This is a genomic window from Ktedonobacter sp. SOSP1-52 (genome assembly GCF_016587395.1).
In genome coordinates this window covers 990,570-1,013,231 of sequence record NZ_BNJH01000002.1, presented here as the reverse complement: position 1 = coordinate 1,013,231, position 22,662 = coordinate 990,570, and the positions used below count along the sequence as shown (strand labels likewise).

Annotated in this window: 18 protein-coding genes; 7 read left to right on the top strand and 11 right to left on the bottom strand. The window is 52.9% G+C overall.

Features of this window, described 5'->3' with window-relative positions; all coding sequences use genetic code 11:
• Nucleotides 1-24: 24 nt before the first annotated feature.
• Entirely contained in the window at nucleotides 25-1,326 is a 1,302-nt protein-coding gene (locus tag JMJ16_RS19970) for an extracellular solute-binding protein (protein WP_201384324.1), read from the bottom strand.
• A 629-nt stretch (nucleotides 1,327-1,955) separates the two neighbouring features.
• Between JMJ16_RS19970 and JMJ16_RS19965 the strand changes: the two genes are divergently transcribed.
• Nucleotides 1,956-2,285 carry a hypothetical protein gene (locus JMJ16_RS19965; RefSeq protein ID WP_201384323.1) on the top strand — a complete coding sequence of 110 codons (330 nt, stop codon included), beginning with the start codon at nucleotides 1,956-1,958 and terminating at the stop codon, nucleotides 2,283-2,285.
• Nucleotides 2,286-2,364: 79 nt separating this feature from the next.
• Here JMJ16_RS19965 and JMJ16_RS19960 read toward each other — a convergent pair whose 3' ends face one another.
• Nucleotides 2,365-4,026 carry a RecQ family ATP-dependent DNA helicase gene (locus JMJ16_RS19960; protein ID WP_201384322.1) on the bottom strand — a complete coding sequence of 554 codons (1,662 nt, stop codon included), beginning with the start codon at nucleotides 4,024-4,026 and terminating at the stop codon, nucleotides 2,365-2,367.
• Nucleotides 4,027-4,139: 113 nt separating this feature from the next.
• The gene (locus tag JMJ16_RS19955; protein ID WP_201384321.1) at nucleotides 4,140-5,303 is read right to left on the bottom strand and encodes an RNA-guided endonuclease TnpB family protein; all 1,164 of its coding nucleotides are present in this window, start codon (nucleotides 5,301-5,303) and stop codon (nucleotides 4,140-4,142) included.
• A gap of 335 nt (nucleotides 5,304-5,638) precedes the next feature.
• On the opposite strand from JMJ16_RS19955, the gene JMJ16_RS19950 reads away from it, so the two are divergent.
• Complete coding sequence (locus JMJ16_RS19950) at nucleotides 5,639-5,893, top strand: hypothetical protein (protein WP_201384320.1); 255 nt, start codon at nucleotides 5,639-5,641, stop codon at nucleotides 5,891-5,893.
• Between the two features lie 124 nt (nucleotides 5,894-6,017).
• On the opposite strand, the gene JMJ16_RS19945 is transcribed toward JMJ16_RS19950, so the two are convergent.
• Entirely contained in the window at nucleotides 6,018-7,898 is a 1,881-nt protein-coding gene (locus JMJ16_RS19945) for a glycosyltransferase (RefSeq protein ID WP_201384319.1), read from the bottom strand.
• Nucleotides 7,899-8,550: 652 nt separating this feature from the next.
• Between JMJ16_RS19945 and JMJ16_RS19940 the strand changes: the two genes are divergently transcribed.
• Nucleotides 8,551-9,564, top strand: coding sequence for a universal stress protein (locus JMJ16_RS19940; protein WP_201384317.1), 1,014 nt, complete (start codon nucleotides 8,551-8,553; stop codon nucleotides 9,562-9,564).
• A 1-nt stretch (nucleotide 9,565) separates the two neighbouring features.
• On the top strand, nucleotides 9,566-10,558 hold the full coding sequence (locus JMJ16_RS19935; RefSeq protein ID WP_201384315.1) for a universal stress protein: 993 nt from the start codon (nucleotides 9,566-9,568) through the stop codon (nucleotides 10,556-10,558).
• Nucleotides 10,559-10,636: 78 nt separating this feature from the next.
• Here the strand turns inward: JMJ16_RS19935 and JMJ16_RS19930 are convergent, their stop codons facing one another.
• Nucleotides 10,637-10,864 (bottom strand): DUF2795 domain-containing protein, encoded by a 228-nt coding sequence (locus JMJ16_RS19930; protein ID WP_201368837.1) that lies wholly within the window; start codon nucleotides 10,862-10,864, stop codon nucleotides 10,637-10,639.
• A gap of 222 nt (nucleotides 10,865-11,086) precedes the next feature.
• On the opposite strand from JMJ16_RS19930, the gene egtB reads away from it, so the two are divergent.
• Nucleotides 11,087-12,397, top strand: coding sequence for an ergothioneine biosynthesis protein EgtB (gene egtB / locus JMJ16_RS19925; protein ID WP_201384313.1), 1,311 nt, complete (start codon nucleotides 11,087-11,089; stop codon nucleotides 12,395-12,397).
• Nucleotides 12,390-13,358, top strand: coding sequence for an L-histidine N(alpha)-methyltransferase (gene egtD / locus JMJ16_RS19920; RefSeq protein ID WP_201384311.1), 969 nt, complete (start codon nucleotides 12,390-12,392; stop codon nucleotides 13,356-13,358). Before egtB ends, egtD begins: the two co-directional genes overlap by 8 nt.
• Nucleotides 13,359-13,436: 78 nt before the next feature.
• Here the strand turns inward: egtD and JMJ16_RS19915 are convergent, their stop codons facing one another.
• Complete coding sequence (locus tag JMJ16_RS19915) at nucleotides 13,437-14,714, bottom strand: zinc ribbon domain-containing protein (protein WP_201384309.1); 1,278 nt, start codon at nucleotides 14,712-14,714, stop codon at nucleotides 13,437-13,439.
• Nucleotides 14,715-15,490: 776 nt separating this feature from the next.
• Here JMJ16_RS19915 and JMJ16_RS19910 point away from each other — a divergent pair.
• Nucleotides 15,491-16,204: a DsbA family oxidoreductase gene (locus JMJ16_RS19910; protein ID WP_201384306.1), complete on the top strand. Its 714-nt coding sequence runs from the start codon at nucleotides 15,491-15,493 to the stop codon at nucleotides 16,202-16,204.
• A 102-nt stretch (nucleotides 16,205-16,306) separates the two neighbouring features.
• Here JMJ16_RS19910 and JMJ16_RS19905 read toward each other — a convergent pair whose 3' ends face one another.
• The 5 genes from JMJ16_RS19905 to JMJ16_RS19885 form a co-directional block, all read right to left on the bottom strand.
• Complete coding sequence (locus JMJ16_RS19905) at nucleotides 16,307-16,717, bottom strand: nitroreductase family deazaflavin-dependent oxidoreductase (RefSeq protein ID WP_201384304.1); 411 nt, start codon at nucleotides 16,715-16,717, stop codon at nucleotides 16,307-16,309.
• A gap of 329 nt (nucleotides 16,718-17,046) precedes the next feature.
• Nucleotides 17,047-18,129 (bottom strand): lactonase family protein, encoded by a 1,083-nt coding sequence (locus JMJ16_RS19900; protein WP_201384302.1) that lies wholly within the window; start codon nucleotides 18,127-18,129, stop codon nucleotides 17,047-17,049.
• 113 nt (nucleotides 18,130-18,242) lie between these two features.
• A complete protein-coding gene (locus JMJ16_RS19895) occupies nucleotides 18,243-20,804 on the bottom strand; it encodes a serine/threonine-protein kinase (protein WP_201384300.1) in 2,562 nt (853 codons plus the stop codon).
• Between the two features lie 159 nt (nucleotides 20,805-20,963).
• The gene (locus JMJ16_RS19890; RefSeq protein ID WP_201384299.1) at nucleotides 20,964-21,698 is read right to left on the bottom strand and encodes a CHAP domain-containing protein; all 735 of its coding nucleotides are present in this window, start codon (nucleotides 21,696-21,698) and stop codon (nucleotides 20,964-20,966) included.
• Between the two features lie 117 nt (nucleotides 21,699-21,815).
• Entirely contained in the window at nucleotides 21,816-22,661 is an 846-nt protein-coding gene (locus JMJ16_RS19885; protein WP_201384298.1) for a CHAP domain-containing protein, read from the bottom strand.
• Between the last annotated feature and the right edge of the window lies 1 nt (nucleotide 22,662).

Genomic DNA, 22,662 nt, shown 5'->3' with positions numbered 1-22,662 from the left:
ACTCGCATCCTCTCTTATGCGTGCTTACGCATTGCCGGAAAGGATCGAATTGATCTCGTCGGCAGGGGCATTGAGTGCCTCTTGCGCGGAAGACTTGCCCAGCACCGCGTTTTGCAACTGCGAGTGGATCAGGGTACGAACCTGAGACCACTGCGCGATGAGGGGCATAAAGTAGGTGCTGGACACAAAGGGCGAGAACTTACTGATGGGATCGAGCACCGTAATGGACTTACGCGCGCCTGGAGCCAGGTAGTAACCGTTGACATCCGTGCCGACCTGCTTGCCTGTCAGGTAATTGGCGAAGTCCATGGCCAGTTTCTCCTGACCCTTATCATTGTGCTTGCCAACCACGATCAGACCTACGCCGCCAACCGTGAAGGGTTTGTTGCGTTTGCCGACGGGCATGGCGCGCACTTCAAAGTTCAGGCCCGACTGGCGGTAGCCACTGGAGTCACCGCTGGGAGCGCTGTACATCGCGTAATTTTTGTTCTGGCTAAAGCCGGTACCGATATCATCGGGCGACTGTGTGCCAAAGTCGGGAGGAGTAACCTTATACTTTTGCGCCAGGTCAACTAGCTTCTGTAGGCCACTCACACCCTCAGGGGTATTGAGAGTATATTTCTTGTTATCCTCGGAGAGAGGCGTCGCCCCATCACCCAGGAGGAAGGACCAGGTATTAACCAGGTCAGGATCGATGGCACCTGTATAGCCATAGACTTGCTGCCCATTGGAGCGCTTGAAGGTCAGGCGCTGTGCGATATCGACAAACTCCTCGTAGGTCCAATCATCTTTGGGCAGCTCGATGCCGCGCTCTTTAAAGAGATCGACATTGAGGTACATGCCTACTGGAGGTACCCAGAGCGGCCAGGCATAGACCTTGCCATCAAAGGTGACGGATTTAAGGATATCAGGATAGAAATCGGCCTTGTCTTCCGCGCTCAGATACTCATCGATAGGAGCAACCAATCCCTGCTTGATCAGCAAGGGCAGGTTGTCGGAGGGATAGCGGAAGAGGTCGATAGAGGTGCCGCCGCGTACCGCCTGCGTGACCTTGGTTAAGCCAGCCTGGTCACCCGTGAAGCCAGTGGCCTTGACGTCCTTGAGATCGGTGTGTGCCTTTTTATAAGCTGCCATGGCCGCATCCGTAAGTTTACCGGTCGCGTTAGCGCCATGAGGCTGATAGCTTGTGACCCAGTAGTTGAGGATGCCTGACGCTGCACTGGCACCGGAATCGCCACAGGCCGCGAGGAATGCAGCTAATGCACTGGTTCCGACGACGATCTTGCCGCCATCCACAAGAAATTGTCGACGTGTCGTAGAATACATAGTTTTAAAATACTCCTTGTTTCCTTTGATGAAGACAAAAAGGATACATGCTCAGCATCGCGAATAAGCCGTGAGGAATGGTCCAGAGGTCGTATGGACTTCTACCTGAACAAGGGAAAATAGGGTAGAAGGAAGAGCGATCCTGCAAGAAGAGGATCGGTCACAGGAGCGAAAGCTTCCTCGTTGGACACACTCGTCTATGAGCTGATCAGGATTCAGGCAAAGCGCCGCTTGAATCCGCGACGTGCGTAGGCGTGAAAAAAAGGTTGCACGTGATTTTGCTACTATTTCTATCACACAACCTTTCTTGCCATTGCTATACAGTTGATATGTTGTATATACCAATAGACTGCTTATTCACACTATGCCACACTAAATCTCTTCTGTCAACATGTGAGCTTGCTTTATTTTTGTTGCGATTAGTATAAAAGGATAGAAAATTGATACTTATAGTTGTGCCCCGCTACTGGCATACGCGGCTACGCAGAAGTAGCCGCGTATGCCAGTAGCGGGGCTAGCGCGTTTGCAGCTTTATGGCCGGGTTAGTGACGAAATGGCTTAAGCGTGCGTGTCCTCTTGAGAAAGTATACTTGCTTTGGTAGCGTTTAGCGATCAGGAGGTGAGAACGCATGACCCATTCTATGCATGAAACGCACGGCGAACATGAACATACGGAGCAGTGTGGTCATACAGCGGTCGTCCACGAGGGGCATATCGACTATCTGCATGAAGGTCACCTGCACCATCCTCACGAGGGGCATTATGATGAGCATGTGATTGGCGTGAATGCGCAGAATCCCGCTTCGTGTCAGCCAATGGAGTGCTCCTGTGGCGGCCATGATGCTTCCCAGCATGAGCAAGTTCCCCATGGTGATCACTATGACTACCTCTATCAGGGGCACCTGCATCATCCACATGGTGATCACTGTGACGATCATGGTTCCCTACAGACGCGCTAGCCTGGCAGGCAGAAGTACAGAAGCCACGGCGAGAGGATCATCCGACTCGTCGTGGCTTCTTTTGGGTTTCTGCGTATTGCTAGGCGCTCACCAGTGATTCCAGGAGGTTATTTTCCTGAACAACAGTCAGTGAGAGCGCTTTGTAGCCAACCTCATCAAAGAGCACAATGATTTTATCTTCCTCGTAGCGCATCACCAGTCCGGGTCCCCACGAGGTATGCCGCACGCGGCTGTTGATGGGGAAGGGCTGCTGCTCAACAGGGATGTTCGTGGTGACGATACCAGCATCGCAGTTTGCACAGTTCTGGCATGGCCCTTCAAAGACCTCGCCAAAGTAGTTGAGCATATATTCGCGCTGGCAGTCATGCAGCTCGGCATAGCCGCGTATCATCTCAATGCGTGAGCGATCATGCTGGCGGCGCGCTTCATCAATATGAATGGCTTCTTCGATGGCCTGGTGATGCTCAATATACTCGGGATTGGCGACGACTTCTCCAGTGGAGAGGGTTTCGATCACGTTGAGCTCTTCCAGTGCAGTGAGGATCTGCATGGTTTTGGTCTGGGAGAGATGGAGGGCCTCGCTTAGCTCTTTAGTGGTGATGGGACCTGGTTGCTCCTGAATGGTTTCCGCGACCAGTTCTACCTCTTCTGCGTCAACGGGTGAGCGTCCCGAGAGGAAATAGCGAATATTGAGATCCCTGGGGCTATAGAAGAGGATGGCCCTGGCCGCTTCGCCATCGCGACCAGCACGCCCAATCTCTTGATAGTAGGAGTCGACCGAGTCGCTGATATCATAGTGGTAGACAAAGCGTACATTGGGCTTATCCACACCCATGCCAAAGGCGGTCGTGGCCACGATGACCTCGACCCGGTCTTCCATAAAGTCCGACTGAACCTGGGTGCGTTCCTCACCCTTCATGCCCGCGTGATAGAAGGCGGCCTTGATACCGACTGCTTGAAGCGCCTCGGCCACCTCCTCAGTGTGCTTGCGGGTGGCGGCATAGATAATGCCCGGTTTGGCGTTCTCCTGTACCCGCTCGATGAGTGCTTTTTTCTTGGTGCGTTCATCCTGAAAGCGCTCAACACTCAGCCAGATATTGGGGCGATCAAAGCCCTGGACAATGACTTTGGTATCTTGCATGTGCAGGCGCTCAAGGATCTCTTCGCGCACAGGGGGCGCAGCTGTGGCGGTCAAAGCCAGGACTCTAGGGTGTCCAAGTTCCTCAATAATCGAGCCGAGACGCAGGTACTCGGGCCGGAAGTCATGGCCCCATTCGCTGATGCAGTGCGCCTCGTCGATGACAAAGAGCGAGGGTTGGATCTGACAAAGGCGCTCCAGCGTCTCCGCGTTGTTGAATTGCTCGGGCGCCAGGAAGAGAAACTCCAGGTCTCCCTCTTCCAGATCCTCCAGGATAGTGCTTGCCTCTACATCGCGCTCTACTGAATTGATAAGTGCGGCATTGCCGATGTTGAGTTCTTCAATATTTTCGACCTGGTCACGCTGGAGCGCGATCAAGGGCGAGACTACGACCGTTGCCCCTTTGAGGAGGTGCCCGGCACATTGATAGATAAATGATTTACCAGATCCTGTTGGAAGGACGGCCAGGGTATCGTGTCCTGAGAAAACCGCCTGGAGTGCCTCTTGTTGTCCAGGGTGTAACTGATCGTAGCCAAAGGTTTCGTATGCTATCTTCGCAAACGGGACTTTGCGTGAGCGCACCTGCTTGTGATCCTGTACCATGCTGTATACTGCTCCGATTAATGTAGGAAAACGTATGCAAGCATCGCCTTCCAGATCTTTCGTTGTTGCTGCTTCACTCGTAGGTGCCTCAAGACCGGTTGGCCTTTTTGGTCTTACCCCGCGTCCACAGCCAAGTTTACGCCATCGTCCGAGCCAGTACCGGTGGCGACTTGATCTATGAGCCCGATCAAGCGCAGGGCTTCAGCAAGAATGCATAGCGCGGCATTATGGTCCCGGTCCTGTGGGAAAAGATGATACGCACAGGAGGGATTCTGGCAGAGAAACTCCCGATCAGACAACTGCATGGCTTCCCACTTCCAGCCGCAGCAATGACAGGTCTTACTTGATGGGAAGAAGCGATCTACCTTGATGACCTGCCCGCCGCGCTGCTCTACCTTGCTCGCCAGTAGCGACAGGAGTTTGCCTAATGCCGCATCCGAGAACGAACGAGCAAGCTTCCGGTTTTTCAGCAACCCTTTGAGGTGGAGGTCCTCAATGCCAATGATCCCGTAACAGGTGGCGAGCCTGGTGGTCAGCTTGTGGAGCACATCATCGCGTAAGCAGGCAATGCGGTAGTGCAGGCGTGCAACCTGCCTGCGTGCTTGCTCCCGGTTTTTTGATCCCGCCTTCCGGCGATGCAGACGCTTGTTGGCCCGGCGTAACTTCTTCAGCGCGGTTTTGAGGAAGGCTTGGTTCTCGACTCCCTCTCCCGTACTCAAGGTTGCCAGCCGGTTGAGTCCCACGTCGATGCCGACAGCGGCCGGTTTTTTCACCGGTATGGTATTGGGGATCTCTACCTGAATGCTCACGAACCACCAGTCTGCTGTCCTGGTAATGCGTGCGCCTGTCACTTTGCCCGCAAAGCGCACATTCTCTGCCATATTCACCCATCCGAGTTTAGGAACCCAGATGCGATGATCACCGAGTTCCAACTGATCGTTGGCAAGATAGAAACTCGGCTTACTGCGCTTCTTGCTCTTGAATTTCGGGTGGCGGGCACGCCCTTCAAAAAAGGCGGTAAACGCCTTGCCCAGGTCGAGAAACGGCTGATCTGAAGCGTTCTTCGTGACCTCCCAGGTCCAGGGAAATTGCTCTCGTCTGATTTCGTTAAATTGCTTCTTGAGCTTGAGCGCGGTCGGCTTCAAGCCTGCCTCATATTGCCGGTTCCACTCCGCCAGCGCCCAATTCCAGACAAATCGCGCGGTCCCGGCGGCTTTGGCAAAGGAGAGAGCCTGCTCCGGTGTTGGATGGAGTCTGATCTTATGCGCCTTGATCATTCCTCATATCCTTTCACAGAACCGCTGCTCGAAGAAGGTTGTTGCTTAAAACATATGTTCCATGCCTACATCTTACCCTAGTTTCCTCGTTTTTTCAATACTGTTGAAATCCTCTTTTCTAGTGTTGAGTTAAGCTTCATTGCTTGCCTCTCATATATAGAACGCTTCATCTGGCAAAAAGAAAACGGAGACTGATCTCAACATTGCGGGAGCGAAAAAACTTAGCCAACGTTAAGGTGCTTGTTGTTGCTTGTATAACGAGAAGAGAAAAAGTATCTTTTTTCCTGGCAGGCGGCCATGTGTATGCCGCCATTCTCGATGAAGGAGCGAGCGTCATGGAGACCTTCCCCCAATCCGAAGAGCGTCACGATGATATTCCTATTCCAGCTTCGCTGCCTCCCGCAGAGGGACGCGACGATATTGGACGTGAGAACGATTTAGAAAGGTATTCGCCAGTGGGGTCAGGAGAGCCAGGGGTGCTTTCGCAGCCCCCTGTCGAGGGGAGAGTGGATATCGCTGAGGATATTGAACAGGAGCGTCAACAAGCCTATAATTCGGCGAAAGACCGGGAGAAGAAGCGGCAGGATTAGTGGACGTTAATACGGAGAGAGTTGCCTGGGACAACAAAAATGAGGGTTCGTGCTCAGGCCTGAGCACGAACCCTCACGTCATAACGCTATGAGACAACCGTGATAAAGGAATGAGAGGTGTCTGTTACGCTGAAAGCTCTTGCATATCGAGCTGGAGTATTTCTGGTGCAAGATCTACGGGAATCTGCTCCTCTGCCAGGCGCTTGACCCATTGGTAGTTCCCCTCAATAGGGGTATCCTGTAGGAGTTGCTGCGCCAGGAAGAGCCAGTTGATGGCATTAGGTAGCGTCAGGTAATCGTTATTAGCGCGCTCGGCGGCATCCTGGCTCATGCGCTGATACTTCTCTGTTTCGGTAAGCAGGGTATACAGATGCTTCGCTACCTGGGTCGTGTTGCCTGGCTCGATCAGGTGGCCGGTAATACCATCCTCGATCTGGAGTGGAATGCCCCCCACATTATAGGCAATAACGGGCCTCCCCTTCATCAGGGCCTCCGTCACCTTGACCTCAAAGCCCTCTTTGGTTGAGAGCTGAAGCACCACTTTGCTTCTGCGCAGCAGCATATTGAGCACCTGGTCGCGATGTGGCAGGCGTAACACCTTGATATCATGCGCGAAACGGGCGTATGGAGCTGTTTGCAGGATGTTCCAGATGAGATTGTAGATGGGCGCCCCGTCTGGATCGTCAATCGAACCATTGCCTGCGATCACCAGTTGTGGAACGGGTAGGCACTGCTCCTCTAACATCTCACGCAGCTTGCGATAGGCGTCCAGTACATCGGGTATGCCTTTGGAGGGATCGAAGCGCGCGATCTGCACAATGAAGGGACGTGTTTCATCCAATGGAGTCTGACCGGCAGCTTCCAGGTAGGTATTGAAGAGTTGCATATAGGTATCGAGCTGCTTCTCGCTCAGCGGCTTGTTCAGTCCATCGAGCGGGTCAGTGGTCGCGGGCATGTAGAAGACCTTGTTAGCGGGCACATTATCTGGAATAAACATGCTCATGGGATGGCTCACAAAGTAGTCCGCGAGCTGAATCTTTTCCCACAAGAAGCTCCAGGTGACATGCTGTGGTGTACCTGGCTGGTTGGCCAGGCTACTCACGATCTGGATGTGAGAGCGGTAAATGATCTTTGCCTCGGGATTGACGCGCTTAATATGCGGAATAAGGCCAGCGGGCTGAGGATCATCAATCACGACCACGTTTGCCTGGGTGAAAACCTCGTGCAGCATCGCCGCGTTCTCTTCCGTCCAGGACTCGTAGACCTGTATATCTTCAGGCGTGAGCACTGTGTCGGGACTTGAGACGGCTTGCAGGACATTATGTACTTTAGTCTTTGTGATGTCGAAAACTTCCTTGCTGGGCTGAAGAATATACCAGTGGGCATCGACATCAAAGAGGCGGAGAAGCCGGATGAGGGCATGACGCATTAAGGCGACGCCACCACCACGCGGGGTCGCGTTGATGAAAATGAGTTTTCGACCCTGTAGGCTCTGGGCCAGGGCTTCCAGGCGTGCAAAGTCGGATGGTGCCGTGACGCGACGGTAGTCTTCCTTTGTCACCAGCTCCGATGGGAGAACCTCATTGACGCTGGTGAGTACCGGTTCCACAATATTTTGCTCATCGAATGTTTTCATCATCGTCTTTATACCTGAGGCCAGGGTTGTACCCATATCTGCTGGCAGATGAAAGGGGACAATATCCTCTTCGAGCCAGAGACGAGAGTGCAGATCCTGGAAGCGAGGATCGTGCGTAAAGGTACTGGCAATGTACTGTAGATTGTGTTCCTGGGCTGCCTGGCGCAAAAAGGTGAGTACCTGCTCTACTCCATCCTGGTGGAGTGGTTGAGTAAAAGCATGGAACTCCACATCCTGTTCGCTTTTACGAGTGGCTGCTATATGTAAAGTGTTATCTTCTAGTCGAATACCAGCGTATTTCGCAGTTGGATTTGCAGTTGGTTTTGTACTTGCGTTGCTCGTACCAGGAGTGTAAACATTTTTCAACATCGCGTACTTCTTTATTTCTTCATTTCAAGAACCAGCATCGGGCTTAAAACCGCGACCTTGGTTTTACACTTCATATGTAACTAAGTATAACTTCGCCAGCGGGTTACATCGGTACCAGGTCATGAGCCATGATGCCAACGCTTCCTGGTTGCTTGAACCAGTTGCGCCCCTTCCGAGCGAGAGCAATTAAACGACATGGACCAGGCAACCCTTTACCATGAAAGAACAACCGTGAACGCCGCTTCACAGCGACTAGCTTCGCTCACACGATTACATGGTCTGCCGTATTCTATACCCTACTATCGGCCTCTTCATTGTTGAAAACATAATCCCTAGTACTTTATGGTGTGGACACCATAGCATCGATAAATGGCGTAAGGAAAACGGATATAGCTCTTCCTCTTATTTTTCTCTATGGCTTGATCCCGTCTCACCACCTGACCTTCTTATTTTACAGCTTAGCCGTGAACTATTTTTATCAATATAAACAAGAAAAGCCTTCACACTATTCCTGGTGGAATTTCTCAAAGGTGGGCTGCTGGTTGGCTTAGTGGCTGAGATACAGGAGGCAAACTATACTGAATGTGTGATGAGGATGTCAGTGGGGAGCAGAGGAGACAGGCAAGATGGGTAGCAAAAGGAGGAGACAATAGTGTTTAAGCGCATTCTAGTTCCCCTGGATGGCTCACCTCGGGCAGAGCGCGCGCTTCCGCTAGCAAAAAGGATAGCGCGTGCCACACGAGGCTCGATTGTCCTGGTTTACGTGGTGGATCCAGTAAGTGATCTCTGGGCAGTGGAACAGGCCCCCCTGGTGGAGATGCGCCTGCGAGAGGCCGAGATGTATCTCAACAGTTTGCTAAGTCCTGCACCAGCGGGGGAGGAGGCAGAGATAACGGAACCGCCCATCCCCACCGAAATGTTGTTACTGCGTGGAAGCGCAGCCGCCAGCATTCTGAATGCGGCCTCTGAAACGCAGGCGGATGGTATTGTAATGTGTAGCCATGGACAAAATGCTGCTTCACACTGGCGTATCGGCGGAGTCGCAGCCAAAGTCGTACGGCACGCGAAAGTCCCGGTCTTGATGCTCAAAGAGGAGGGCGGGGTGCCTGCGGGCCCACATCCAGACGCGACTGAACCTCTTCGCGTGCTGGTGCCATTGGATGGCTCGGCGCCAGCCAGGACAGCGCTTACATCGGCGGCTTCTCTACTGGCGAACCTGGCCCCACAAACGCCTGCTCAATTGCATCTCCTGCATGTCATTCCTGCTAATGTACAGCTTTTAGAAAATGAAGGACGTAGGCGCGAACTGGTGCAGAAGGCGGGAGAATACTTGCAGTCCATGGCTAAAAAGGTCAAGGAGAGCCTGGTGGAACCCTCGCTCTCGCCAAAAAACTTTATGGTCACCTGGTCTGTTATCCTGGACAATGACGTCGCGAATGCCATTGTGCGCGTGGCCGAACATGGCGATACGCAGGATGGTCTTGGGAGCATGCCCAGGTGTGATGGGATCGCGATGGCGACGCATGGCTTGAGTGGCATCCGGCGTTGGGCCATGGGCAGCGTGACGGAGCGCGTGTTGCATGGGACGCGGTTACCGCTCTTGATTACACGTCCAGCCTGGGTCGAGGAGCATGCAGGGGAAGAGGAGACTGAGGAGGAGACATAAGATGTTTCACAATGTTCTGGTTCCTCTGGATGGGTCTGCGTTTGCTGAACGCGTGCTCCCGCTTGCCGCTGCCATTGTGCGCCGTTCGGGGGGAACGTTGTTTCTGGCACGCGTGGTGCGAGTCATTGATAACATGGCGTCGTGTATGGCGCTCGCCAATCCCTATGCCTGCTATATGTATGCCGATGACGATGTCGACTCGGCGGAGGATGCGAAGAACTACCTCACACACCTGGCTCAGACGCCAGCTGTCGCTGGTATAGCGACTCAGCAAGTGGTCTTATATGGCGAGGCGGCATCGTCTCTGCTAGCCTTTGCGCGTGAGCAGCATGTGGATATGTTCGTGATGAGCACGCATGGGAGGACCGGTTTTAAGCACTGGATGCTGGGAAGCGTAGCGCAAAAGGTGGCGCGCCATAGTCATGTGCCAGTACTCATTATGAGTCGCGCATGCCTGCTTGAGGAATGCCTTACGCTTGAGAAGCCAGGCGCGTTCTGCGCGCTGGTTGGCCTGGATGGGTCGAGGTGGGCAGAGTCAGCGCTGTATCCAGCGGCGCAACTGGTGTCTCTGCTCTCAGCATCCCAGCAAGGTGAATTGCACCTGGTACGCGTAATTCAGTCACTCTCTAGCGATGAACTCGCCCTGTACCGTCGCGCGTGCCTCGTCCAGAACATTGAAGAAGAGGCGACATCGTTGGCACATGAGTATCTCAAGAACCTGGTTGTCAGGTTGAAAGACACGCTTGGAGCGGAAACCGGCGTACGGCTATCATGGGCAATTGTGAAGGGGAGCGACCCGGCTCATACCCTGCTTCACCTGGCTGAGACCAGTCAGAGTGATGAAGCAGCTCAGCTTTGTCACCTGGTAGCGCTTGCTACACATGGACGTGGTGGCTTTGAGCGCTGGGTTCTGGGGAGCACTGCTGAGCGCGTCCTGGCAGCGGCGACGAGGCCCGTATTGCTGGTACGTCCTGATCCTGGTAAAGCATCGTAGCAGCAGGTGGGTACATGTTCCTTGCTGCAAGGAACATGTACCCACCTGCTATAGAAGCGAGCTAAACAGGGAAATGGCTTAGAGCTTGAAGCCCCCCATATTCCCCAGGTTCCCCAGGTTTTTTTGGAGGTCACTCTTAAGTTCATCAGATGAATTATAGGTTTTTTCGGGCAGGCGATCAATAACCGCCGTAATCTGCGGATTGCCCCCGCTAAACTGCTGTGCCATCTGTTTAAGATTGGATGTGGACACAGGGTAGGGAATCTTATTGACCATCTGGTCTACCTGGGTAATATCAAAGTTCATTCTGGTATTTCCTTTCTGTTTCTCAAGCAAATATCTATGCACCCATGGGATACTTACGGGTCTGTTCTCATCATAAACATGCAGCAAAGGGGAAAGAGTGATGTGAGAGAATCTGCCATCGTGTAGTTTTTTGCGCCGTGTATGCTGAAAGCGAATGCACCATTGGCAGAATCTAATTCAGCATATCCTTGGGCGTTATGCCACCACTAAAGGAGAATACTCATGGTAGATTATGCGCAGCCCAAAACACCCTCGACCCTGGCCCACTCCCGCCATGCTCTCATTGAGCAGTACAAACAGGTGCGTGCCTTCTCTGAACTGATATGTAAGCCGCTGGTGACAGAAGATTATGTTGTGCAATCTATGCCAGATGTCAGCCCGACGAAATGGCATTTAGCTCATGTGAGTTGGTTCTGGGAGACGTTCGTGCTCTCCGCCGCTCAGCCTGGCTATACCTCGCTCCATCCCCAGTACACATATCTTTTCAATTCCTACTACAATAGCGTCGGTGCGCGCCATTGTCGTCCTAAGCGCGGTCTGATTTCTCGTCCAACTGTTACGGAAACCTACCAGTATCGCCGCTATGTCGATGAGCACATGCAGGCCCTATTTGAGCATCTCGACGAGAGCCGCCTGAGCGCTCTCACACCCATTATCACGCTGGGTCTGCATCATGAGCAGCAGCATCAGGAACTGATGCTTACCGATATCAAGCACGTACTTTCCTGTAATCCTCTCAATCCCGCCTATCATGAGGCTCCTGCCTCTTCCTCGCTCTCGGTTGCACCCCTGCGTTGGATAACTTATCAGGAGGATGTCTACTGGATAGGCTATAAAGGCGAGGGATTCGCCTTTGACAACGAAGGACCCCGGCATAAAACCTATGTCCAGCCCTTCCAACTGGGCTCACGCCTGGTCACCAATGGTGAATACCTTGAGTTTATCGAGGATGGCGGCTATAGCACACCCACGCTCTGGCTCTCTGATGGCTGGCGCACCGTGCAAGAGCAGCAGTGGCAGGCACCCCTCTACTGGGAGAAGCGGGATGGTCAGTGGTGCATGATGACCTTGAGCGGCCTGCGTGCAGTCAACAAGGACGAGCCTGTCTGCCATGTCAGCTACTACGAGGCCGATGCCTACGCCCACTGGAAGCATGCCAGACTTGCGACCGAGGCGGAGTGGGAGGTCGCGGCCAGTGGTCTGGACGTGAGAGGGAACTTTGTGGAGAGTGGCGTCTACCATCCTGTACCTATGCAGATAGCGCTCCAGAAAGAGGGTCCCATGCAGATGTATGGCGATGTCTGGGAGTGGACACAGAGTGCCTATGCTCCTTATCCAGGCTTTCGACCTGCATCAGGGGCGGTTGGCGAGTATAACGGTAAGTTCATGTGTAACCAGTTTGTCCTGCGGGGTGGTTCGTGTGTTACCTCCCTCTCACATATTCGCCCAACCTACCGCAACTTCTTTCCACCAGATGCGCGCTGGCAATTTACAGGCATTCGCCTGGCCAGGGGGGGAGAGGTGCATGCGTAGCAAGCATCTGACACTTCAACTGCTTGATTGCGCGCCCACCTGCACAACGTTGCGGCAGGAGGTCATACAGGGGTTGCAGCAGTCGCCCAAGACCCTGCCCAGTAAATACTTCTATGACGAACTGGGGTCCAGACTCTTTGCTCAGATCTGTGAACTGGAGGCCTATTATCCAACGCGCACCGAAAGGCGGATCATGCAGCAGTGCGTGGGAGAACTTGCTGAGCTGCTCGGGCCGGACTGCTTGCTTATCGAGTATGGGAGTGGCAATAGCCTGAAGACGCGCATGTTACTCGATACGCTGAATGACCTGGTGGGGTATATTCCTATAGACATTTCAAAAGCGTATCTGAAGGAGGCGGCTATTGCTCTGGCGCTGGCCTATCCAGCGCTCGAAGTACTGCCTGTCTGCGCCGACTATACCAGTGAGTTTGAGCTTCCCGTGCCTGCGAGAGCGGTACGCCAGCGCATCGGCTACTTTCCCGGGGCCACAATTGGCAACTTTGAGCCAAAGGCGGCCCGGAGCTTCCTGCAACAGATCGCGCACACCTGTAGAGGTGGAGGGCTGCTCATCGGCGTCGACCTCAAAAAAGACTTTACGGTCCTGCACCATGCCTATAATGATCCGCAGAGGATCACCGCCCAGTTTAACCTGAATCTCTTGCGGCGAATCAATCAGGAGTTGGAGGCCGATTTTCAGCTCGCGAAGTTTCGCCATTACGCTTGCTATAATCCAGGTGAGGGGCGTATCGAGATGCATCTTGTGAGCCTGGAGGAACAGGTTGTGCATATCGATGATATCGAGATCCCTTTTAAGCGTGGCGAAAGCATCTGGACCGAGAGTTCCTATAAATACTCCCTGGAGGAGTTTGCGCGGCTGGCGCGGGCCGCAGGCTTTCGCGTTGAACGCGCCTGGTGCGACGAGCAGCACCTCTTTAGCGTTCAGTACCTGGCAACCCTCTAGTTTGTAGGTGGTATGGTAAAGCCCTGGCAGTAGCAAGCTGCCAGGGCTTTACCATACCACCTACAAAAACTATCTGGCTTATTTGAATTGCAGGTCAATGGTTTGTTGTGGCACAGAGCCAGTAGAGGGCGTATTTAACAGGATAAACGTACAATTGGGGTTGCCATCGGGAATCATAAATGCAGCGGTACCAGTCACGTTTGATTGATTAGAGTCGACGCTGGTAGGGACATCACTGTCGCCGTCTGGGGGGCTTGTGGTGTCGCCAGATTGGAGACGCATATAATCGCCATCGTAGCCAATAAACGTCTTGGAACTGGTATTATCCATGCGCAGCTTGAGCACGACAAAGCGCTTTCCATTATCGGCCTGTTTGCTCTGGAAGCTCATCTGCAGCGTGGCGCTGGTAATCGTCCAGGTCACATCGGCATACTGGACATGCTTATTGGGTGTGATCGTCGTTGGCTGGTATTTCGCCACGTCTGCATCGGATTTCAAAGGAATATCAATCTGGGCTTCAGTGCTCTTGCCCAGACGCAGGGTCAACTGATCTGGCTTAATATTCGTGGCTACCGGGAAATCAAGCCAGTTATCGCGCTTGGTCGAGGCATCGGGACCCGAAGATTTTTGCATGGTGCCTGGCGCGATACTATTGCCACCGGGCAGAATCAGATGCGCGACGTCTCCATAGTAATAATACGATCCTTTTGAAGAGGTATTATCCTCTTTCAGATTTAAGCGCAGCAGACCCGACTGATTCCCGTTCTCATCACCTGGCAGGCTGTTCGCCTGCTGAACATTGACGATGGTGATGGAGACGCTGGCATAGGTAACGGCCTTGGTATTGAGTGCCGTCGTGATGACTGAACCATCACTGGTGCCTGAGTTATCCGAGCTACTGCCATTAGAGTTATAGGTAGATGGTGTGCTGCGAGAAGCACTGGTGGCGGCGCCTTTGATCCATTGGAAACCAAGGTATCCCGCTCCGCCACAGAGCGAGAGTAGCACTAGCAGGATAAGTACCGTTCCGCATCCAATCTGTCGGAGTGCTTTCCCTGATGAAGAGGGTTGGGCCTGAGCGTAGGACGGGACAGGCTGGTAATTCATGGGCCGTTCATAGGCTTGTTGTGAGATGGCTGGTCCTTGAGAAGGAGGAGGAGGAGGAGGCGTGGGTGTGGGCGAACTCCATTGGGTTGCCTCCTGCTGGAGATCACGATACTGAAGCTCCCCTGGCGTACGTTCCGTCGGCTTATTGATATCTTCCTCAACGATTGAGCCACAGTTTGAGCAGAAGCGTTGTCCCGCGCCCAGGGGGGATCCACACGAGGGGCAGGAACGACCTGGTTGTTGAACCATGGAAGTGTTCTCCTTACATTGTATGAGCATCTATGCGCTGATAAAGCGGCGCAAAAAAGACCGTTGTACAATTGAAGTAAAATGTGTTGCCAAAGCGGATGAGAAGTGATCTTACATGATCAACGCTGGTGGACGCATACTTTGGAGAATGAGAAACACTTCATTCGACGCATGTGCCTATATGTGGGATGAGGTCTTGAAGGCGATTTGAAACATGTGATTATGGCGATGTCTACATAGGGAAATTCTGCCAAAAATGTTAAAGCCGAGATGCTGACCGATATCTGGTAAGCACTCGGCTTTAACTCATTTCTCTCAGTCGTGAAAGTTTAAGAGACACTGCAGAGAAATGCATCTTTGTTGGCGGTGTTTCTTGCGCAACTTTCATTCGCGCAAACCACATAGCAAAGACGGCCTTCCAATATTGACGCGTCTCTTTATTGGGGCATTACTAGTATAGACCCAGATTTGCTTTTTTGCAAACACTGCTGTATGTGTTCAAGGGCTGTCTGCCAAGTTTCTTCTGACTCTTGTCTCGGCTCACTACGCGAGCCTTGGAGTAAAGAAGGTGTATGTGGGAAACGGCTTTGCCGTTTCCCACATACACCTTCTTTACTCCATCGCGCCGCAGGCACGAAGGTTCTTCGGGGAAGATTTTTTCGCTGGTGATTGTTCTTATATGGCAGAGTACGCTATTTATAGAGCAATGTTATTATGAAACGCGTCACCCCACTCATATTCGGGGGCGCGCACAAGAATAAGGGAGAGAACCATCCATGAAGGTTGAAATCTGGTCCGATGTTGCCTGCCCCTGGTGCTACATTGGGAAGCGACACTTTGAGGCTGCATTGGCAGAGTTTCCACAGCGCGAGCAGGTTGATGTTATCTGGCGCAGTTATCAGCTTGACCCCAACGCCCCCCGCGACTCGAAGCAGACAACAGGCGAGGCCCTCGCGAAGAAATTTGGTGGACCCGAGAAGGTAAAGGCTATGAACGAGCGAGTGACGCAGGTTGCTGCCGAAGCTGGTCTGGAGTATCATCTAGACACGGCCATCTACGACAACACCTTTGACGCGCACCGCTTGATCCATTTCGCGGCTCACAAGAACCTCCAGGATGAAGCTAAAGAGCGCCTGCTCAAAGCGCACTTTACCGAGGGCGCGGCGGTCTCCGACATTAATGAGCTTGTGCGCCTGGGGACCGAGATTGGTCTCGATGCCGATGAACTGCGGGGGGCGCTTGAGAGCGATGCCTATGCCGACGAGGTAAAGGCGGACTTCCAGCGTGGCAGCATGTTTGGCGTTCAGGGTGTTCCTTTCTTCGCCATTGATGAGAAGTATGGGATCTCCGGCGCGCAACCGAGCCAGGTATTTGCGGAGGTGCTCACTAAGGCGTGGTCCGAGTCCCATCCACTTATCAATTTCAGTGGAAGCACGCAGGATGCGGGCGTCTGTGAAGGCGACAATTGCGCCATTCCCCAGAACGACTAAGAGCTTAAGAGGCATGGACTTTTGTACCAAGATCGTGCAAAAGCCCATGCCTTCCCTTATGAGTGGATAGTGGCAAGTATTCTCAACATGCTTTTACTGCGCTTAGATGCGCTCAAGCAGGAAAACGGGGATCTCGCGGGCGGTCTTCTTCTGATATTCGCCGTAAGGGGGAAAGACCGAGATTGCCTTCGCGAAGGCCTGCGCCCGCTCATCGCCACTGAGCAACCTGGCCCTGGCAGGAAACTTCTCGCTTCCAACCTCAACCGTGATATCGGGATGTGCCATGAGATTGTGATACCATAGAGGATGCTTCGGTGAGCCTCCCTTAGAGGCGACCGCAAGATAGGTATCTCCATAAGGAACCGACATTAACGGATAGATACGCTCCTGACCTGATTTCGCCCCCTTCGTTGTAATGAGAATCAAAGGCGCCCAACCTGGGACCTTTCCACTATTAGCGCGAAATTCCTCGACAACTTTTTGATTGCGCTCAATAAACTCAGTATCATTCATGCTCTGTATCTCCTTATCTATCTTCTGGATATTGGATTTCCTCTCCCCCATTTTAACACGTGCCCATTTGCTATGTTGGGCAAAGACACAGACGCCACCTTTTGTATTACTGGTTGAAGTTCTCCTCATATTTTTCAGTGCAGCTGACACTCCCCCGTACGTGAGTGACCAATACTATGAGCATCCTGTCACCTGAAACCAATACCGTTGTCAGCACACTTGCCACTTATAAGACCTCGATGCTCTATCTCGCGGGTCCCTTCGCCATCGCGGGCTGGACACAACTCTAACCAGGAGCTATTACAACAAATCGGTCAAACTTGCATAATCTAGCTCTCTCTGCTCACAAATTGTATGCATGATGCCCCTGGAACGGCTACTCTGGCCACGGGTTCTCCGAGGGCTTGTTCGCTCTCTACTACTGGGAGGATTGTGATCTCGCCGCTATACTGGTTCGCGACCAGCAAGAAGCGCCCATTGGGCGCGATGGCGAAGTTGCGGGGCCAATCGCCGCCCGTGGGCGCAGTTGCCAGGCGCTGCCACTCTCCATCTGGGGCAACGGTAAAAGCTGCGATGCTATTATGGCCTCGATTCGAGACATAGAGCCGTTCGCCTGAAGGGGCAAAGTGAATATCGGCGACCGCACTTTCAGGGGAGCCTGGCGATAGCGTTTCGAGTACCTGGCGTGCTTCGAGGTGACAGTCTTCCACAGTGTAGTCGTAGATGATAACGGTGTTATCTAGTTCGCATGCGACCGCGAGTTGTGGACGCTGGGGATGAAAAGCCATATGGCGAGGACCGGCTCCAGGCCGGGCGTGAATCTGTGCGTGCGCTTTGAGGCTTCCTTTAACAGGATCAAAGGCATAGATGACAAGCTGATCAATTCCCAGGTCTGCCACGATCAGAAAGCGGTTATCAGGCGTAAAGATCGCAGAGTGTGCATGTGGACCCTCCTGTCGCTCTGGGTTTGGTCCGCTTCCATGGTGTTGGATATGTTCGCTTATTGCGCCAAGACTGCCGTCATCCTGAATGGGAAAGACAGCGACCGTTCCGCTGCCATAGTTGGATGCGACCAGCCACTTGCCGCTGCCATCCAGCGCCAGGTGACAGGGCCAGTTGCCGCCGCTGGCCTGGCTGTTTAAGAGGGGCGAAGTCGCCTGCGCGCCGATGTTATCCAGTGCCAGCCCCCAGACCGCGCCAGCCTTGCCATCTACCTGTTCACCCTGTTCACTTACCGCATAGAGCCAGCGCCGGTTGGGGTGAGCGAGAATAAAGGATGGATGCGCAATGCCAGCAGAGGACCCTTTGGCCGTCAATATTCCAGTTGTCGTGTCAAAGGTAAAGGCATGAATGCCGGGTGTATCGGCGGTGGCATAGCTGCCAACATAGACTGTATAGTGGGAATTTGTCATTTAATGCTCCTAAACCGTGGATATGCGAAAGCGCGTTATATCATCACAGGCGGCGTGCTTTCTAAGAGAGTATTATGTCATACCGCATGGCTGCTTTGTGCAATCATTACCTGTTACTTGCCTTCGCTCTGTTGCTCGACCACTGTCTGCGACGACGTCATTAGTTGCTCGGCCTGCTGATACGCGGTCTGCGCGTGCTCAGAATCACCCAGCCTATCATAGACCTGCCCCAATTGTCTCCAGGCATCTGTATCTTCGGATCTGGCGGCAAGATAGGTTTGGTAATCCGCTACGGCCTCAGTAAGATGCGCGAGTTCTCGCTGGCTCTGTGCTCGGGTCAGATAGGCTTCCGCGAGTTCTTCATCCAACATGAGCGCCTGGGTGCAGTCGGCAATGGCCTGCGCATAATTGTGTGCTTGATACGAGGCTGTGGCGCGTGTCTGCCAGTTGGCTGCATCATCTGGGTTTCTTTCAATCAACTGGCTGAAAGCCTGGTAGGCCCTGTCATTCTGACCGATTGCCAGAAAAACGTTTCCGCGCGTCTGCCAGGGGAGATAGTGCCCGGGATCAAGCGTGTTGGCTCTGCGACAATCGACGAGCGCGCTATTATAGTGCTTCATCTCCAGGTTGCACAGGGCGCGCATAGCGTAGGCAAAGGCGTTATGGGGATTGAATTTAAGTGCTCTACTATATTGCTGGTGCGCTGAGACAAAACGGTCGTTATACGCGGAACACGATGCCAGTTGAAACCAGGCTTCGGAGAGCGTTGGATGGCGCTGAATGACGCGTAGCAACATGTCTCGAACCAGGTCGTTTCCCCCCAGTTTGAGGAGCAGCGAGGTGAACTCAGACCAGTACTTTGCATTTGTCGGATCGAGTTCAAACGCTTTCTCAAATTCCGCCAGCGACTGTTCATATTGCTCTATGGTATACAACAGCAGGGCGCGCTCATGATAGGCATGTGTGTAGGTTGGACGAACCTTCGCTGCCTGCGAAAGCTCTTCTAACGCACGTGGGTAATCCTCGAGCTTGATAGATATGCAACCAAGGAGATACCAGCCATCAGCAGATGCCGGCTCCAGTTCCAACGCCCGGGTAAAAGCGATACGGGCCTGCTCATACTCTTCAAGATCATAAGAAATCCCACCCAGCGCGACCCAGGTGTGAGTATCATGTGGGTTTATTTCCTGTGCTTGCCTGATGCTGGCCAGTGCCTCTTCGTGCCTGTCAAGCTTATGAAAAAGCATTGCCTGCTCGTTGTACGCGAGAACCAGGGTTGGTTCCAGTTCCAGGGCTTGCTGGATATTGTCCTGCGCCTCCTGAATTTCGCCAAGTTCACGATAAACTGAGGCCCGATTGGCATATGCGAGGGCGAAACGCGGGAAAAGCGTGATGGCCTGCTGAAAGTCCGCGAGCGCCGCCTGGAACTGCTCCAACCTTTGATAGGCATAGCCGCGATTATTATACATAACGGCGTCCGCATCATCACGTTCAAGGATGTGGGTCTGGTCGGCGATGGCCTGCTCAAATTGTTCTAACTTGTGATAGACCAGGGCGCGATATTTATACGCGACTTGTAGGTCGGGAGAGAGCTTAATCACATGATTTAGATCTTCTAGCGCCGCAACGTAGTCTTTGAGCTCATATTTGATCAAACCTCGATGGGCATAGGCCTCGTAGAAACGGGGATTGAGCGCTAGCGCACGGCTACAGGCCTCTTTGGCCTCCTCGTAGCGTTTGGCGTCATGGAGCACCAGTGCCTGGTCAGCCCAAAGCTGGGCACTGGCTTTCTGCGCCCAGCCAATGGGCAGGGCATAGAAATCTGCTTTGATCTGACTGGCTTCTTCCAGGGCATCTGCGAAGGCCATGACGTTGGGATAACGCTCATCGGGGTTTATCGCCAGGGCTCGCATGATTACTGCTTCAACGCCAGCGGGCAGATCGGGAACCTGGTCGCCCAATGGTATGGGTGGCGTTGCTCCCTGGAAATACGCGGCAAACTGGTGGGTCGATCCATAAAAAGGAAAGTTGCCGCTTAACCAGTTGTAGACGGTCACGCCGAGAGCATATTGATCGCTGTTGGGGACCGGAGACCCGAAGAACTGCTCAGGCGCCATATAGTACAGGGTGCCGGAGAAGCGGTAGGGGTCATCGGGACCACCGTCACCCTTGTGCGTAAGTGCTGCCAGTCCAAAGTCGCTGAGCAAGATTTCCTCGTTGACCCCAAACAACATGTTTTGTGGTTTCACATCGCGATGAATTACTCCCAGTTCATGAGCGTAATGCAGTGCTGACGCGATCTGGCGCACGCGTGAGACAATTAAGGCCAGCGGGAAAATTACTCCCAGAGGATAGCGACGCGCAAAGGCTCCATAGGAGCAGTACTCCATCGCCACATACGGCGTTTCGCCTTCCAACTGTCCATCCAGCACATGCGCAATATGAGTGTGTTGCATTTGTTGCAATATACGGAATTCCTGCTGAAAGGCTACGACCGCCTCTGCATAGGCTTCTTTCTCTTCCTCGCCATCATCAGAGAACGTATGGAGTACTTTGAGAGCGACCTGAGTCTGCTTTGCGGTGTGTTCCGCGAGAAATACCTTCCCAAAGCCGCCTGAACCAATCTGGCGTTTGAGGCGATAGGGGCCGATCTGAGAAGCAATGGCCGTGAGCATTCTGTATCCTCCACAACGCTGCTTAAGGCAGGAGCGTTCCTGCCTGGTTTTTATCTTTATATGCAGAAACATTGTAAGGTTGATTTAGAAAACTCGTCAAGGGCTGCTCACGCTCTTGCCAGGCCTGGCATCGCTTCTTATCACGGGAAAAGAACATACCTACGGTAAGCTAATGAAGGCTACCCTGGGATAGTCTGGATATGAAAAATTCCAGTTAGAAAGCTGACCAAAGCCTCCCTGCCAGTTATACTGGCTGATATACACAGTATGGTCCGTGTTAATCTTCTCCACGATGGCTACATGGCCATAGGCACCTGCCCCCTGAACGTTAGGTTGCAGTACAAGGATCGCGCCGACAGTGGGTTGGGCGGAAACTTTCCAGCCATAGCGCTGTGCTTGCCCCAACCATTCCCAGGCATTGCCTAGCCAGGGAACCCACACCATGTGTATTTGGTGGAAACGGAAGGCCGCCCAGTAGGTGCATTGTCCCTGGAAAAAATGATTACCTGTACCATCTAGGACCGGGCCTCCATTCACTCCAGCATATGACTGATTGCCTCCATCAAAGCCATCTTGGGTCACTGCTGTCGCTGTTGCAGCCTGTTGAGCTAACAGCGTTGAATTGTCGTTCTTGGAGTCAAAGAGATGGCTAACGCTGTTGAAAACATTCCCAGAGCCAGTTTCAGCCTGTCCACTCGTTGTTGCTGCAAGCAGCGTCACGGCGAGAAGCATGATGAAAAGCGAAGTAACTGCGATCTGGATAATGATGCGCTGCCCTTGCGAGTGACGAGGCGGGGAGCTCTTGGTGTTTGTTGGTTTGATGACAACTGGATCGCGTAATACGGTGGTATGGCTTGCTCTGCGAGGCTCCGAACTGAAGAGTGAATCCTTCATTGTTATTGCTCACATCCTTGTTGTTGCATGAACGGTGGACGTAGAGTGCATGCCTGGCGCGACTGTAGCACACACGCCAGGCTGGTTGGTTGGTATAAAGCTCATTACGCGCAATAATTAAGGGTGCCAGATAAAATAGACACCCGTCCCAACGGTGAAATCGGCGTATGATAAAAGATTTAAACCGCCTCCATTGATGTACCAATCCATGTTGCTGGTGTGTATCGTTGTAGAACTGCTGGTGGTGCCAAGAGTCTCGACCACCCCGACATGTCCATGTTCGCCTGCACCCTGTACAGATGGCATCAGTACGATGATAGAGGGAAAGTGTGGTGTTTGTGAAACTTGCCAACCTGCGGCTTGTGCGCCAGAGACCCATTGGTTCGCGTCTCCGTGCCAGGCTATCCAGTAACCAGTTAATTGATGATAGCGACGATTGGCCCAGTAGGTATCATGTCCAACGGGCCAGTCAAGAGACTTTTCTCCAGTTGAGGACGATTGACCTCCTTGTGTACCAGGAGTTGTCCCCTTCCTTGGCGAAGGAGTGACTGCTGTGATGGCGATCTTATCCCTATGCCCTGTGCTAGTTTGTGCGCGAAAATAACTTGAGACCAGTCCCATGCTTCCAACGATAACTATCAGGAGTATCGCTGCTACCAGTACGTTTACTAATTGTCTCAGCCAACCTACCTTCTTTGAGGCGACTTTCAGACGTCCTTCTCTTTTTATCTCACTGGTTGGGTAAATGAACACGTTCATGTTCTCATCTTGCAATGATGGCTGCTCCTGTTGAATGCGCTCCCAGGCATGTGCGAGGATGCGTGTGCTACGCGCACTCATCAAGCTATAGTGATTGCGCAAATCATCTAGCAGTTGTGCGTCTTCGGATGAAAGATGGTGGAAGTATTGTTCAATATCTTTCTCTTCTTTTTCTGGGTGAAAGTCTGGATTATGTTCTGTCATT